This window comes from Alicycliphilus sp. T452 (assembly GCF_054512775.1).
The window spans coordinates 136,192-149,280 of the sequence record NZ_JBTNEH010000007.1; the positions used below are offsets into that span (position 1 = coordinate 136,192).

Annotated in this window: 10 protein-coding genes; 3 read left to right on the forward strand and 7 right to left on the reverse strand. The window is 70.9% G+C overall.

Annotated elements, in window-relative coordinates; translation table 11 throughout:
• Window positions 1-2: 2 nt before the first annotated feature.
• The 6 genes from ACX12L_RS08565 to ACX12L_RS08590 all read right to left on the reverse strand — a co-directional run bounded on the left by ACX12L_RS08565 (window position 3) and on the right by ACX12L_RS08590 (window position 7,066).
• Window positions 3-2,219, reverse strand: a complete 2,217-nt coding sequence (locus ACX12L_RS08565; RefSeq protein WP_459262251.1) for a TonB-dependent receptor — start codon at window positions 2,217-2,219, stop codon at window positions 3-5.
• Window positions 2,220-2,312: 93 nt separating this feature from the next.
• Window positions 2,313-2,936 (reverse strand): CDP-diacylglycerol--serine O-phosphatidyltransferase, encoded by a 624-nt coding sequence (pssA, locus tag ACX12L_RS08570; protein WP_459262252.1) that lies wholly within the window; start codon window positions 2,934-2,936, stop codon window positions 2,313-2,315.
• Window positions 2,937-2,965: 29 nt separating this feature from the next.
• Entirely contained in the window at window positions 2,966-3,754 is a 789-nt protein-coding gene (locus ACX12L_RS08575; protein WP_459262253.1) for a crotonase/enoyl-CoA hydratase family protein, read from the reverse strand.
• A gap of 105 nt (window positions 3,755-3,859) precedes the next feature.
• Entirely contained in the window at window positions 3,860-4,885 is a 1,026-nt protein-coding gene (locus tag ACX12L_RS08580) for an acyl-CoA dehydrogenase family protein (protein ID WP_459262254.1), read from the reverse strand.
• An 11-nt stretch (window positions 4,886-4,896) separates the two neighbouring features.
• A complete protein-coding gene (locus ACX12L_RS08585; protein WP_459262255.1) occupies window positions 4,897-6,054 on the reverse strand; it encodes an acyl-CoA dehydrogenase family protein in 1,158 nt (385 codons plus the stop codon).
• Window positions 6,055-6,079: 25 nt separating this feature from the next.
• Window positions 6,080-7,066, reverse strand: coding sequence for a Bug family tripartite tricarboxylate transporter substrate binding protein (locus ACX12L_RS08590; RefSeq protein WP_459262256.1), 987 nt, complete (start codon window positions 7,064-7,066; stop codon window positions 6,080-6,082).
• Window positions 7,067-7,181: 115 nt separating this feature from the next.
• On the opposite strand from ACX12L_RS08590, the gene ACX12L_RS08595 reads away from it, so the two are divergent.
• Window positions 7,182-8,099 carry a LysR family transcriptional regulator gene (locus ACX12L_RS08595; protein ID WP_459262257.1) on the forward strand — a complete coding sequence of 306 codons (918 nt, stop codon included), beginning with the start codon at window positions 7,182-7,184 and terminating at the stop codon, window positions 8,097-8,099.
• Window positions 8,100-8,116: 17 nt separating this feature from the next.
• On the opposite strand, the gene ACX12L_RS08600 is transcribed toward ACX12L_RS08595, so the two are convergent.
• Entirely contained in the window at window positions 8,117-10,207 is a 2,091-nt protein-coding gene (locus ACX12L_RS08600; protein WP_459262258.1) for an acetoacetate--CoA ligase, read from the reverse strand.
• Between the two features lie 112 nt (window positions 10,208-10,319).
• On the opposite strand from ACX12L_RS08600, the gene ubiM reads away from it, so the two are divergent.
• Both ubiM and ACX12L_RS08610 read left to right on the forward strand, forming a co-directional pair.
• Window positions 10,320-11,570: a 5-demethoxyubiquinol-8 5-hydroxylase UbiM gene (gene ubiM / locus ACX12L_RS08605; protein ID WP_459262259.1), complete on the forward strand. Its 1,251-nt coding sequence runs from the start codon at window positions 10,320-10,322 to the stop codon at window positions 11,568-11,570.
• Window positions 11,571-11,801: 231 nt separating this feature from the next.
• Window positions 11,802-13,088, forward strand: a complete 1,287-nt coding sequence (locus tag ACX12L_RS08610; protein WP_459262260.1) for a solute carrier family 23 protein — start codon at window positions 11,802-11,804, stop codon at window positions 13,086-13,088.
• Window position 13,089 lies beyond the last annotated feature (1 nt).

Genomic DNA, 13,089 nt, shown 5'->3' on the forward strand with positions numbered 1-13,089 from the left:
GGTCACAGGTCCACGCTGGCCGACAGCGACACGGTGCGCGGGCTGCCGAGGAACAGGTAGCCCGCCGTGGCGATGCCGTAGTAGTTCTTGTCGAACAGGTTCTCGACGTTCAGGCGGAAGGTGACCGGCTTGCCGCCGATGCGGGCGGCGTAGCGCGCGCCGGCGTCCCAGCGCGTCCAGCCCGCGACCCGCAGCGTGTTGGCGGCGTCCGCGTAGGTCTTGGCGGTATGGACCATGCGGCCCGTGAGCGTGAGCCCCGGCGCGAAGCCAGCGTCCCACTCGGCGCCCAGGTTGAGCTGCGACCTGGGCACGCCGATGGCCCGCTTGCCCACGAGGGCGGCGTTGGCCGACCGGCTGAGCTCGGCGTCCATGAAGGACGCGCCGCCCAGCAGACGCAGGCCGCGCGCGACCTCGCCCGCGACGCTGGCCTCCAGGCCCCGGTTGCGCTGCTCGCCGTTGACGCCGAACACGTTGCCCGAGACGGCCGCGCTGGGCCTGGTCAGCTCGAACAGGCCCACCGTCGCGAGGAAGCCGCCGTGGTCGAACTTCGCGCCGATCTCCTTCTGCTTGGAGCGGTACGGCGGCATCACCTCGCCCGGATTGGCGATGGCCGCGCTCACGGGCGCGGTCTCGCCGCGCGACAGGCCCTCGACGTAGCTCGCGTACAGCGACCAGTTCGGCCGCAGCTTGAACACCACGCCCGCCAGCGGCGTGGTGGCGCTCTTGTCGTAGTAGGGGCCGCTCGCCGCGCCGGTCATGTAGTTGTAGCTCTGGCCCTGCACCTTCTGGTGGCGCAGGCCCAGGGTCACGAGCAGCCGGTCTTCGAGCAGCGTCACGGTGTCGGCCAGCGCGACGCTGGTGAGCTTGCTGTCCTGGTACGGGCGCAGGGGGTTGTCGATGCCGGCGATGGACGGCGTGGGCTGCCGTCCGCCCGCGTAGAGGTTGGACATGCCGCCCGGGAAGCCCGTGTAGAAGCCCAGGGTCTGGTCCTGGTCGAGGCGCGTGAACGCCAGCGCGGCGTTGTGGGCGACGCCCCCGGTCTTGAAGCTGGCGCGCACGCCCGCCTCGGCCGACTTGGAGTCGACGCCCATGCGCTGCCAGCCGCCGAAGTACGAATAGTCGCCCGCGGTGTTCAGGATGACGGGGTTGCCCGCCACGGAGCCCCAGTTCAGCTTGCGCTGGCCCAGGCCCGCGTAGGCCGTCAGGGTGTCGTTGATGTCGTATTCGGCCTTGAAGAGGGCCGAGCCGTCATGGCCGTCCGTCCAGCCGTAGCCCGGGTAGGCGATGGAGTTGTCCGGCGCGCGCGGGATGGCCGCCAGGCCCGGCGCGAGCTGGAACTGGCGCACCACGTTGTCGATGCGCTGCTCCTGCCACAGCAGGTCGAGCGAGGCGCGCAGCGCACTCTGGCGCAGGTCCAGCCCCAGCGAGGCGAGCGATTCGCGCGTGGACTGGTGGTCGATGTTCGTGTCGCCCTGGCGGCGCATGAGGTTGACGCGCGCGCCGAGCGCGCCGTCCGGGCCGAAGCGCCGGCCGATGTCCAGGTGCCCGCCCGCCACCGAGTCCGACATCACGCCGGCCGTGAAGCGGGTGAGGGGCTGGGCGCCGGCCCGCTTGGACACGAGGTTGACCACGCCGCCCACGCTGCCGCCCGGCGCCATGCCGAACAGCGCCGCGGACGGCCCCTTGAGCACCTCGACGCGCTCCACCGCCTCCAGCGGCGCGCGCCAGTACGGCGTGAGCCCGAACATGCCGTTGAGCGCGAAGTCGCCGCTGGGCACCGCGAAGCCGCGGATGGTGATGTCCTCGTTGATGTTCGAGCGCGCGCTGGCCATGCGCACCGAGGGGTCCATCGCGATCACGTCGGCCACGGAGCGCGCCTGCTCGTTCTCGATCGCCTGCGCCGTGTAGCTGGTCACGCTGAACGGCGTGTCCAGCACCGAGGCGTTGCCCAGGATGCCCATGCGCGCGCCGCTGCCGACCTGGCCCCCGGCGTAGGCCGGCGGCGCCTCGTCGATGGCCTCGCGGCGCTGGGTCACCGTGACCTCGGGCAGCGCCGCGGCGGTGCCGCCGCCGGCGGACTGCGCGGCGGCAGGCACCGCCCCGGACAGGCTGGCGCTCCCCAGCATGACCTGGATGGCAACGGCGCAAGCGCCAAGAACAGGGGCAGGGGCGGACGAAGCCCCGGATGGCGTGCAGTGCAGCATGATTTCCCTCGTCATGTCATGAAACTTATTACCGTAATGATAATCAATTTCATTCGCATGCAAAGATGCCCCGCCGCGCACGCGGTGCAGGCCTCAGGGCCTGTCCGCTTACAGCTTGGGGATGCGGATGCGGCTGATCATCAGCGAGCCCGACAGCGCGAACAGCAGCACCAGCGGGTGCAGCGTGAAGCCGCCGATCATCACCTTGCCCAGCCACAGGTGCTCGCGCACCGCGCCCATGGAGGCGGCCAGCGCCAGCAGGCCCACGAGCACGATGGAGGTGGGGATGGGCGTGCCCTCGAAGTACCTGACCTTGCCCGAGGGGCCTTCGGCCAGGGTCTCGGCCGTGATGTTGAAGCGCGCCAGGCGCGAGACGCCGCAGGCCACGAAGAAGGCGAGCACGATGCGGTCGTACAGTCCCTGCATGCCGCAGGCGTAGGCGATGATGGCCGGCGCCACGCCGAAGGAGATCACGTCGGCCAGCGAGTCGAGCTCGCGCCCCATGGCCGAGCTCTTCTGCCGCCAGCGTGCGATGCGCCCGTCCAGCACGTCGAACACCAGCGCCGCGAGCACCAGCGCGCAGGCGAAGTAGACGTGGCGCAGGTCCGCCGTCTCCAGGTAGGTCATGCTGGAGAACAACGCCCCCACGCCGCACACCGCGTTGCCCAGCGTGAACCAGTCCGCGAGGTGGAACTCGCGGATCATCGAGAAGCGTTTGTGGGGAGAAGCCATGGGGCGATTATCGGCGCCCGCCCCACGCGTCACTGAAAGCGCGGCGCGCGCTTTTCGATGAAGGCGGTGACGGCCTCGCGGTGGTCGGCCGTCTTGTGGGCGATGGCCTGGCAGCCGGCCGACAGCTCCAGCAGCGAGTCCAGCGTGGCGAGCTGGCCCTCGCGCAGCAGGCGCTTGGTCATGCGCATCACGGCGCCGGGGTTGGCGGCTATTCTTTCGGCCAGGGCGCGGGCCGTGGGCAGCAGCTCGCCGGCGGGCACCACGCGGCTCACGAGGCCGCAGGCCAGCGCTTCCTGTGCATTGATGGCCTCGCCGGTGAAGGCCATCTCGGCCGCCTTGGCCATGCCCACGGCGCGCGGCAGCAGCCAGGCGCCGCCGTCGCCGGGGACGATGCCCACGCGCACGAAGCTCTCGGCGAAGGTGGCCGTCTCCGCCGCGATGCGGATGTCGCACATGCAGGTCAGGTCCAGCCCCGCGCCGATGGCCGGGCCGTTGACGGCGCAGATCACCGGCACGTCGAGGTTGTACAGCGCCTGCGGGATGCGCTGTATGCCCTGGCGGTATTCCTCGCGGATCAGGTCGGGCGTGAGCGCGTCGTCGAAGAAGCGCTTCATGTCCTTGACGTTGCCGCCCGAGCTGAAGATGGGGCCGGCGCCGGTGAGAATGATCACCTTCACGCCCGCGTCCTTGCGCACGTCGTCGCACAGCTGCACGAATTCCTGCACCGCCGTGTTGCCGGTGAGGGCGTTGCGCGTCTCGGGCTGGTTCATGGTGACGGTCAGGATGGCGCCGTCGCGCTCTAGAGTCAGGAAGGCCATGGGTTCTCCATTCAAAAAGAGGAGCTTCCAGCGCTTGTCATGCAAGGATTTCCATGTGTTTTCATTTGAAAATCCTTTGCAGGCAAGCGGTAGCAGCTATCGGTTTCAAAGCACGCTTTCCATGTCGGTGATGCGGCGCACCACGTCCAGCGTCAGCCCCTGGTGCTCCAGCAGCGCCTGGCCGGCCACGTCGTACCAGTAGGACTCGCTGCCCGCGGCCTGGCGCCAGGCGTGCAGGCGGCGCGTGAACAGCTGCAGGTCGTATTCGGCGGTGAAGCCGATGGCGCCGTGGATGGCGTGGGCGAACTCGGACACGGCCAGCGCCGCCTCGCTGCAGCGCGCCTTGGCCGTCGCCACGCGCAGGCGGTCGGGCCGCACGCCGGCGCCGCTGCAGCCCAGCTGCGCGGCCATGCGCGCGGCGAACACATGCTCGCTCATCACGGCCAGCTGGTGCTGTATGGCCTGGAACTTGCCGATGGGGCGGCCGAACTGCTGGCGCTCGTTGGCATATTGCAGCGTGCGCTGGAAGACGTGCATCGCCGCGCCGGCCATCTGCGGCGCGAGCACGGCGGCCTGCAGGGTGCGCAGGTCGAGCGCGGCGTCCACGGCCACCGCGGGCGCGGCCTGCAGCTGCGCGGGCGTCCAGGCCAGCGCGGCGTCGAGCGCCAGCGCCTGGGGCGCCTCCTGCGCGCCGGCCACGCCCAGCAGGTGCCAGGCGCCGCCGGCCTGCGCGAGCACCGCATGCGCCACGCGCCCGCCGCGCACCAGGGCGCAGCGCAGGCCGCCCTCGTGGGTGCGCTCGCCGCGCGCCAGCGCGATGCCGCCCGCGGGCCGGTCCACGCCGGCGGCCGCGAGCAGCGCGCGCGCCACCATGGTCTCGCCCAGCGGCAGCGGCAGCGCGTGCGCGCCGCATTGCTCCAGCACGCCGAAGGCCTGCGACAGCGCAAGGCCCGCGCCGCCCTGGCTTTCGGGCAGCAGCGCGTCGGCCAGGCCCGTGGCCTCCAGCTGCGCCCAGAGCGCGGCGGCCTCGGGCGCGGCGCGGCCGCCGGCCTCGATGGCGCGCACCACCGCAGGCGTGCATTGATCGGCCAGCACCTGGCGGGCCGCGTCGGCAAACAGATCGTTGTCCATGCCCATTCCTTTCAGCGCAGTCCCAAACCGCGCGCGATCATGCCGCGCAGGATGTCGCGCGTGCCGCCGCGCAGCGAGAACGAGGGAGAGGCCTCGGTCACGTACTTCAGCGTCATCAAGAGTTCCACGGGCACGTCCTCCGCCTCGCGGGCGAACAGGTCGTCGGCGATGGCTGCGGGGATGAACTGCTCCAGCGTGGTGCCCAGCTCCTTGACGAGCGCGGCCTCGACGATGGGGCTTTCGCCGCGCACCAGCTTTTCCTGGATCGCCACCGACATGGCGCGCAGCGGCGCGAGCTGCGTGAGCACCTTGCCCGCGAGCCTTTGCGCCGGCGCCGTGCGGCCCCGGGGCGTGCGCACGTAGTCGAGCCACTGGTCGAACAGCACGATGCTGGAGAACAGCCGCTCGGGCCCGCTGCGCTCGAAGGCGAGCTCGGCCGTGACCTGTTCCCAGCCCTGGCCCTCGGCGCCGATGAGCGCGTCGGGCGCGAGCTGCACGTTGTCGAAGAACACCTCGCAGAAGTGGCTGTCGCCCGACAGGTCCTCGATGGGGCGCACGGTGACGCCGGGCAGCTGCAGGTCCACGATGACCTGCGACAGCCCCTTGTGCCGGTCCTCGGGCGCGCCCGAGGTACGCACCAGCGCGATCATGTACTGGCAGTGGTGGGCGTTGGTGGTCCAGATCTTCTGGCCGTTGAGCAGGAAGCCCTTGTCGTTGGGCACGGCGCGGGTCTTGACGCTGGCGAGGTCCGAGCCCGAATTGGGCTCGCTCATGCCGATGCAGAAGAACGCCTCGCCGCGGCACACGCGCGGGATGTAGAAGCGCTTTTGCGCCTCGGTGCCGTACTTGAGGATCAGCGGCGCGCTCTGGCGGTCGGCGATCCAGTGCGAACCCACGGGCGCGCCGCAGTTCAGGTATTCCTCCACGAGCACGTAGCGCGTGAACGCGCTGCGCCCGCCGCCGCCGTATTCCCTGGGCAGCGTCACGCCGATCCAGCCGCGCTCGCCGAGCTTGCGGCTCAGCTCGGTGCTGTAGCCGCCCCAGGAGCGGGCGCGCACGTGCGCGGGCAGGGTTTTGATGGCCTCGGCGAGGAAGGCGCGCACCTCGGCGCGCAGGGCCTCGTCCTCGGGCGGTATGCGCGTGAGCGCAAGCGAATCCAGGGTGCTCATCCCCGTCCTCCTCGTGAATCCATTCCTATTGCAGCGGCACCTTGGCCTGGGTGACGATGCGCTTCCACAGCGCGATCTCCTTGCGCTGGAAATCGTGCATCTGCGCGGGCCCGCCCGTCATGGGCGCGGCGCCCAGGCGCTCGTAGAAGGCGCGCGTCTCGTCCATCCTGGAGATGGCGGTGAACAGCTCGGCCAGCCGGGCCGTCTCGGCCGCGGGCGTCCTGGCGGGCACCATGGCGCCCACCCAGGTGTAGGCCTCGAAGCCGCTCAATCCCGCCTCGCCCATGGTCGGCACCTCGGGCGCGTTGCCCACGCGTTTGTCGGCCGCCACGGCCAGGATCTTCAGGCGCCCGCCCCTGGCCAGCTCCAGCACGGCCGTGACCTCGGCGAACGCATAGTCCACCGTGCCCGAGGCCACGGCGGTCATGGTCTCGCCCGCGCTCTTGAAGGGCACGTGCACGGTCTGCACGCCGGCCATGTCGTTGAGCAGCTCGCCCATGAGCTGGTAGCCGGCCGACCCGGCGCCGAAGTTCACCTTGCCCGGGTTCGCCCGGGCGTGGGCCAGCAGGCCCTTGAGGTCGCTGTAGGGCGCGGCCGGCGGCACCACCAGCATGGCGGGCGAGCGCATCATCATGGTCAGGGGCGAGAAATCCTTCACCGGGTCGTAGGGCAGCTCCTTGAACAGCGCCGCGTTCACGGCCAGCGTGGAGTTGCTGCCGATGAACACGGTGTAGCCGTCGGCCGGCGCGGCGAGCACCTGCTTGACCGCCAGGAAGCCGTTGGCGCCGGGCTTGTTCTCCACCACCACGGCCTGGCCCGTGAGGTCCTGCAGCTTCTTGGCGAAGTAGCGCGCCGAGGTGTCGGTGCCGCTGCCGGGCCCGAAGGGCACGACGAACTTGATGGTCCTGGACGGGAAGGCCTGCGCCCGGGCGGCCGGCGCCGTGGCGGCGCCCAGGGCCGCGAGGCCGGAACCCAGCAGGGCGCGCAGGGCGGTTCTGCGGTGCAATGGCATTGGTCTTGTCTCCTTGACGGTCGGTTCGGCCGCCGGTCAGGGGCACCACTGTAGGCAGTGCGGCAAGCTGTGTCTAATATTAAAAAATTCGATTTCAATATTCATCAGGTATCAAATGAACCTGCGACAGCTGAGCCAGTTCGTCACGCTGGCAGAGACGGGCAACTTCCACCGCGCGGCCGAGCGGCTGCACATGGCGCAACCGCCGCTGTCGGTGTCCATCCGCAAGCTGGAGGAAGAGCTGGGCAGCGCGCTGTTCGCGCGCACGCGCACGGGCGTCGCGCTCACCCCCGCGGGCCAGGCCATGCTGGACGACGCGCGCCGCACGCTGCTGCACGCCCAGCAATGCCGCCAGGCGGTGCTGGACACGCGCGAGGGCACGGGCGGGCGGCTGCGCCTGGGCATCATCGGCTCGGCCACCTATGCGCTGCTGCCGCGGCTCATCCCATCGCTGCGCGCGCGCTACCCGCAGATCACGCTGGAGCTGTCCGAGGCCACCTCGTCCGAGATCCTGGAGGGCCTGGTCTCGCGCCGCTTCGATGCCGGCCTGCTGCGCTTTCCCCTGCTCGACGCCAGCGGCTTCGACCTGACGCCGCTGGACCGCGACGACTTCGTGCTGGCCGTGGCCGAGACCAGCCCGCTGGCCGGGCGCGAGGCCATCGCCCTGCACGAGGCCGCGCACGAGCCCTTCATCATGTACCCGCGCGGCAAGGTGCCCGGCCTGCTGGCCCTGGCCATGATGCGCTGCCAGTTCTCGGGCTTCGCGCCGCAGGTGGCGCAGGAGGCCGCGCAGGTGCAGACCATCATGAGCCTGGTGGCCTCGGGCCTGGGCGTGGGCCTGGTGGCCGGCGTGGCGCGCCAGGTGGTGCCGCGCGGCGTGAAATGCCTCGCGCTGACCGACAACCCGCCGGGCTTTCACGTCAGCATCGCGCTGGCGCGGCTGGCGGACGAGCCCAGCCGGGTGGTGCAGCGCTTTGCCGAGCATGCGCTGGAGATCTGCAAGCAAAATATGGATACAGCGCTTTCTGGATAAGCGCAGGAAGCTACCATTTATGTAGCTAACGAGGCATTGCGGCGCGCCGCATAGTCCACGTACCAAGACAGGCAGCCGGGGTTGGCCATGGCCTCCTGGTTGACCACCCTGGCCAGCGGCTGGCCCAGCAGCAGCTTCTTGATGGGCAGCTCCTGCTTCTTGCCGCTCAGGGTGCGCGGCACCTCGGCTACCTGCACGATGTCGTCGGGCACGAAGCGCGGGCTGAGGGCGTTGCGGATGGCGGCATCGATGCGCGCGCGCAGGGCGTCGTCCAGCGCGGCGCCGGGCCGCAGCACGACGAACAGCGGCATGAAGCTCTCGCGCCCCAGGTATTCCAGGTCCACGACCATCGAGTCGAGCACCTCGGGCAGCGCCTCCACGGCGCTGTAGATCTCGCTGGTGCCCATGCGCAGGCCGTGGCGGTTGATGGTGGCGTCGGAGCGGCCGAAGATCACGCACCACTGCCCCTGGCCGTGCTCGTCGCCGATGCGCAGCCAGTCGCCATGGCGCCAGACGCTGCCGGCCTCGGGCCCCAGGTCGCCGCCGCCGGGCCTGCGGCCGTGGCCGGGCGGGTACATCTCGAAGTAGCTGGCCAGGTAGCGCGCGTGGCCCGGGTCGTTCCAGAACGCCAGCGGCATGGACGGGATCGGCTGCGTGCACACCAGCTCGCCCACCTGGCCCGTGACCGGCTCGCCGGCCTCGTTCCAGGCCTCCACCGCCGCGCCCAGCATGCGGCACTGCATCTGGCCGGCGCGCTGCGGCAGCTCGGGCGTGCCGGCGATGAAGCCGCCGGCGAAGTCGGTGCCGCCCGAGATGTTCAGCCACCAGATGTCGCGCTGCGCGGCGCTGGCGGCGATGCGCGCGAACTGCTGCGTGCCCCACTGCTGCACCTCGGCCGACAGGGGCGAGCCGGTGCTGCCCAGCGCGCGTATGCGCGACAGGTCGCCGCAGCGCGCCAGATCGACGCCGGCCTTCATGCAGCCGGCAAAGAACGCCGCGCCCGAGCCGAGGAAGGTGACGCGGTGGCGCGCGGCGAAGCGCCACAGCGTGGTCCAGTCCGGCGCGCCGCGCGGCCCGCCGGGGCTGCCGTCGAAGATCACGCAGGTGGTGCCCGACAGCAGGCCCGCCACCTGGCAGTTCCACATCACCCAGCCGGTGGAGCTGTACCAGCAGAAGCGCTCGCCCAGGCTGTTGGGCGCGTAGCTCGGGCCCACGTCCATGTGCAGGCCGGTGACCATGGCCACGAGCACGATGCCGCCGTGCGCATGCACGATGGGCTTGGGCAGGCCCGTGGTGCCGCTGGAATAGACGATCCACAGCGGATGGTCGAACGGCAGCCACAGCGGCTCGAAGGCTGCCACCTGCGCATCGTTTCTGGCGATGACGTCCGTGTAGCGTGCGCTGTCAGCTATGGTTTTCGTGGCGTCCAGGTGGTTCACCAGCAGCAGGTGCCGCACGCTGGGCAACTGCGCGCGCAGCTCGGCCACCACCGGGGTACGGTCGATGTCCATGCCGGCCCAGGTGACGCCGTCCACCGCGATCAGCACCTTGGGCTCGATCTGGCGCAGGCGGTCGAGCACCGCGCTGGCGCCCATGTCGGGCGCGCACACGCTCCACACCGCGCCGATGCTGGCGCAGGCCAGGAAGGCGACGATGGTCTCGGGCACGTTCGGCAGGTAGGCCGCCACGCGGTCGCCGGGCTGCACGCCCTGGGCCTGCAGGTGCAGGGCCAGCGCCGCGCTCTGGCGCTTGAGCTCGGGCCAGGACAGCTCGCGCACGCGGCCCTTCTCGTCCTCGCTGATCACGGCTGCCAGGCCCGCGGCGTGCGCGGCCGCGCCATGGCGCAGCACCTGCTGCGCGTAGTTGACCCGGGCGCCGGGAAACCACTGCGCGCCCGGCATCACGTTCGTGCCCAGCGCCGCGCGGTGCGGCGTGGGCGAGGCCAGCGCGTGGTAGTCCCAGATGCTTTGCCAGAAGGCGTCCAGCTCGGTCACCGACCAGCGCCACAGCGCCTGGTAGTCGTCGAAGCGCAGGCCGCGCTCGGCCAGCAGCCAGTCCCGGTACTGGCGCATGCGCGGCACGTAAGGGGGGGTGTCGTTTGTCTCCATGGCGCGCCAGCGTAGCAGCGCCGCCCGGGCCGCGCCAGCGCAGGCGCGTCGCACGGCGGACAGTTGCCATCACGCAATGAACCTGCACGGGGCCGGCCGTACCATACGCCCCATGCAACACAGCGACGTTCTCATCGTTGGCGCAGGCCCGGCCGGCCTGTCGCTGTCCATTTCCCTGGCCCAGGCGGGCTTTTCCGTCACCGTGGTCGAGCAGCAGGACGCGGCCCGGCTCGCCGCGCCGGCGCCGGACGGGCGCGAGATCGCCCTCACCCACCCCAGCGTGGCGCTGCTGCAGCGCCTGGGCAGCTGGCAGCAGCTGGACGCGCACGAAATCGGCCTGCTGCGCGAGGCCCAGGTGCACGACGGCCCGGTGGGCCAGCGCGGCGCCATGCAGCTGCACGCGGGCGGCAGCGGCGTGGACAACCTGGGCTGGATCGTGCCCAACCATGCGCTGCGCAGGAGCGCCTGGGCCGTCGCCAGCCGCACGCCCGGCGTGCGCCTGGTCACCGGCGCGCGCGTGGGCCAGGTGGCGATCACGCCCGGGCACGCCATGCTGAGCTACACCGACGCCGGCCGGCCGGACGCAGCGCCGCAGTCGCTGCAGGCGCCGCTGCTGGTGGCGGCCGACAGCCGCTTTTCCGCCACGCGGCGCCAGCTGGGCATCGGCGCGTCCATGAACGACTTCGGCCGCACCGTCATCGTCTGCCGCATGCGCCACGAGCTGCCGCACCACGAGACGGCGCACGAGTGCTTCGGCTACGAGCGCACGCTGGCCATCCTGCCGCTGCCCGACGACGTGGTCGATGGCAGCCCCATGTGCTCGGCCGTGGTCACGGCCGACAGCGCGCAGGCCCAGGCGCTGCTGGCGCTCGGCCCGGAGGATTTCGCCGCCGCCGTGCAGGCACAGTTCCAGCACCGGCTGGGCAGCATGCAGCTGGTGGGCGAGCGCCACGCCTACCCGCTGGTCGCCGTCTGGGCGCAGCGCTTCGCGGGCCAGCGCTGCGCGCTGCTGGGCGACGCGGCCGTGGGCATGCACCCGGTGACGGCGCATGGCTACAACCTGGGCCTGGCCGGCGTGGAGAGCCTGACGGCCACGCTGCGCGAGGCGCACGGCCGGGGGCAGGACATCGGCGACGCCGCCGTGCTCGCGCGCTACGAGCGCACGCACCGGCTGCACGCCTGGCCCATCTACCAGGGCACGAACACCATCGTCGGCCTGTACACGGACACCCGGCCGCTCCCCAAGCTGCTGCGCCGCGCGGTGCTGGCCGGCTCCACCCGGCTGCCGCCGCTGAAGGCCCTGATCGTGAGCCAGCTCACGGGCCGGCGCCCGGCCTGGCCGACGCTGCCCGGGCGACCATAGCGAAAAAGCCCGGCGCACCCCACCAGGCGCTCCTCGGCCACGCGCCGCTGCAGCGCAATGCCCGCAGGCGGCGCATCGTCGTGCGGCCGCATCGGCAATCGCCGGAAAATTCCTTTTTTGATAGCTGCTTGCGCTTGCCACGCAAGCGGTAACGGCATTTTTTGCTTGAAGCCCAACGCCGGCGGCACAAACCTTCTACCATCGCCCCACTTCCCACACAAGGAGAAAAAAATGGGTTTGTTTCAATGGGCCGAGCGCCCCGCGCAGGTGCTGCAATCGGGCGGCGTGATCGGCCCCGACGAGCGCCTGCCCTGGGCGCAGACGGGCCTCATGGGCATCCAGCACGTGATCGCCATGTTCGGCGCGACGGTGCTCGCACCCATCCTGATGGGGTTCGACCCCAACCTGGCGGTGTTCATGAGCGGCATCGGCACGCTCATCTTCTTCCTGATCACCGGCGGCAAGGTGCCCAGCTACCTGGGCTCGTCGTTCGCCTTCATCGGCGTGGTGATCGCCGCCACGGCCTACGCGGGCAAGGGGCCGAATGCCAACATCGGCGTGGCGCTGGGCGGCATCATCGCCTGCGGCGCGGTGTACGCGGCCATCGGCGTGGTGGTGCACCTGGTCGGCACCGGCTGGATCGAACGCTTCATGCCGCCCGTGGTGACGGGCGCGGTGGTGGCCGTCATCGGCCTGAACCTGGCCTCGATCCCGATCAAGAACATGGCGGCCAGCAACTTCGACAGCTGGATGCAGGCCCTGACCTTCGTCTGCGTGGCGCTGGTGGCCGTGTTCACGCGCGGCATGGTGCAGCGCCTCTTGATCCTCGTGGGGCTGATCCTGGCGAGCATCGCCTACGCCCTGCTCACCAACGGCATGGGCCTGGGCAAGCCCGTGGATCTGTCGGGCGTGATGGCCGCGCCCTGGTTCGGCGTGCCGCAGTTCCACGCGCCGGTGTTCAGCGCGCCGGCCATGCTGCTCATCGTGCCCGTGGTCATCATCCTGGTGGCCGAGAACCTGGGCCACATCAAGGCCGTGACGGCCATGACCGGCAGGAACCTGGACCAGTACATGGGCCGCGCCTTCATCGGCGACGGCGTGGCGACGATGGTGAGCGGCGCGGCCGGCGGCACGGGCGTGACGACCTATGCCGAGAACATCGGCGTGATGGCCGCCACGCGCATCTACTCCACGGCCGTGTTCCTGGTGGCGGCGCTGATCGCCGTGCTGCTGGGCTTCAGCCCCAAGTTCGGCGCGCTGATCCAGGCCATTCCGCTGCCGGTGATGGGCGGCGTGTCCATCGTGGTGTTCGGCCTGATCGCGATCGCGGGCGCCAAGATCTGGGTGGACAACCGGGTGGACTTCTCGCAGAACAAGAACCTGATCGTGGCCGCCATCACGCTCATCCTGGGCACGGGCGAGTTCACGCTCAAGTTCGGCGACTTCGCGCTGGGCGGCATCGGCACGGCCACCTTCGGCGCCATCGTGCTGTACGCGCTGCTGGACCGCGGACGCTGAA

Excerpts from the sequence above, each read along its gene's own strand:
- ACX12L_RS08590 (WP_459262256.1), bottom strand. The coding sequence starts at position 7,066 with ATGCCATTGCACCGCAGAACCGCCCTGCGCGCCCTGCTGGGTTCCGGC.
- ACX12L_RS08595 (WP_459262257.1), top strand. The coding sequence starts at position 7,182 with ATGAACCTGCGACAGCTGAGCCAGTTCGTCACGCTGGCAGAGACGGGC.
- ACX12L_RS08585 (WP_459262255.1), bottom strand. The coding sequence starts at position 6,054 with ATGAGCACCCTGGATTCGCTTGCGCTCACGCGCATACCGCCCGAGGAC.
- ACX12L_RS08580 (WP_459262254.1), bottom strand. The coding sequence starts at position 4,885 with ATGGACAACGATCTGTTTGCCGACGCGGCCCGCCAGGTGCTGGCCGAT.
- pssA (WP_459262252.1), bottom strand. The coding sequence starts at position 2,936 with ATGGCTTCTCCCCACAAACGCTTCTCGATGATCCGCGAGTTCCACCTC.
- ACX12L_RS08600 (WP_459262258.1), bottom strand. The coding sequence starts at position 10,207 with ATGGAGACAAACGACACCCCCCCTTACGTGCCGCGCATGCGCCAGTAC.
- ACX12L_RS08575 (WP_459262253.1), bottom strand. The coding sequence starts at position 3,754 with ATGGCCTTCCTGACTCTAGAGCGCGACGGCGCCATCCTGACCGTCACC.
- ACX12L_RS08565 (WP_459262251.1), bottom strand. The coding sequence starts at position 2,219 with ATGACGAGGGAAATCATGCTGCACTGCACGCCATCCGGGGCTTCGTCC.
- ACX12L_RS08610 (WP_459262260.1), top strand. The coding sequence starts at position 11,802 with ATGGGTTTGTTTCAATGGGCCGAGCGCCCCGCGCAGGTGCTGCAATCG.
- ubiM (WP_459262259.1), top strand. The coding sequence starts at position 10,320 with ATGCAACACAGCGACGTTCTCATCGTTGGCGCAGGCCCGGCCGGCCTG.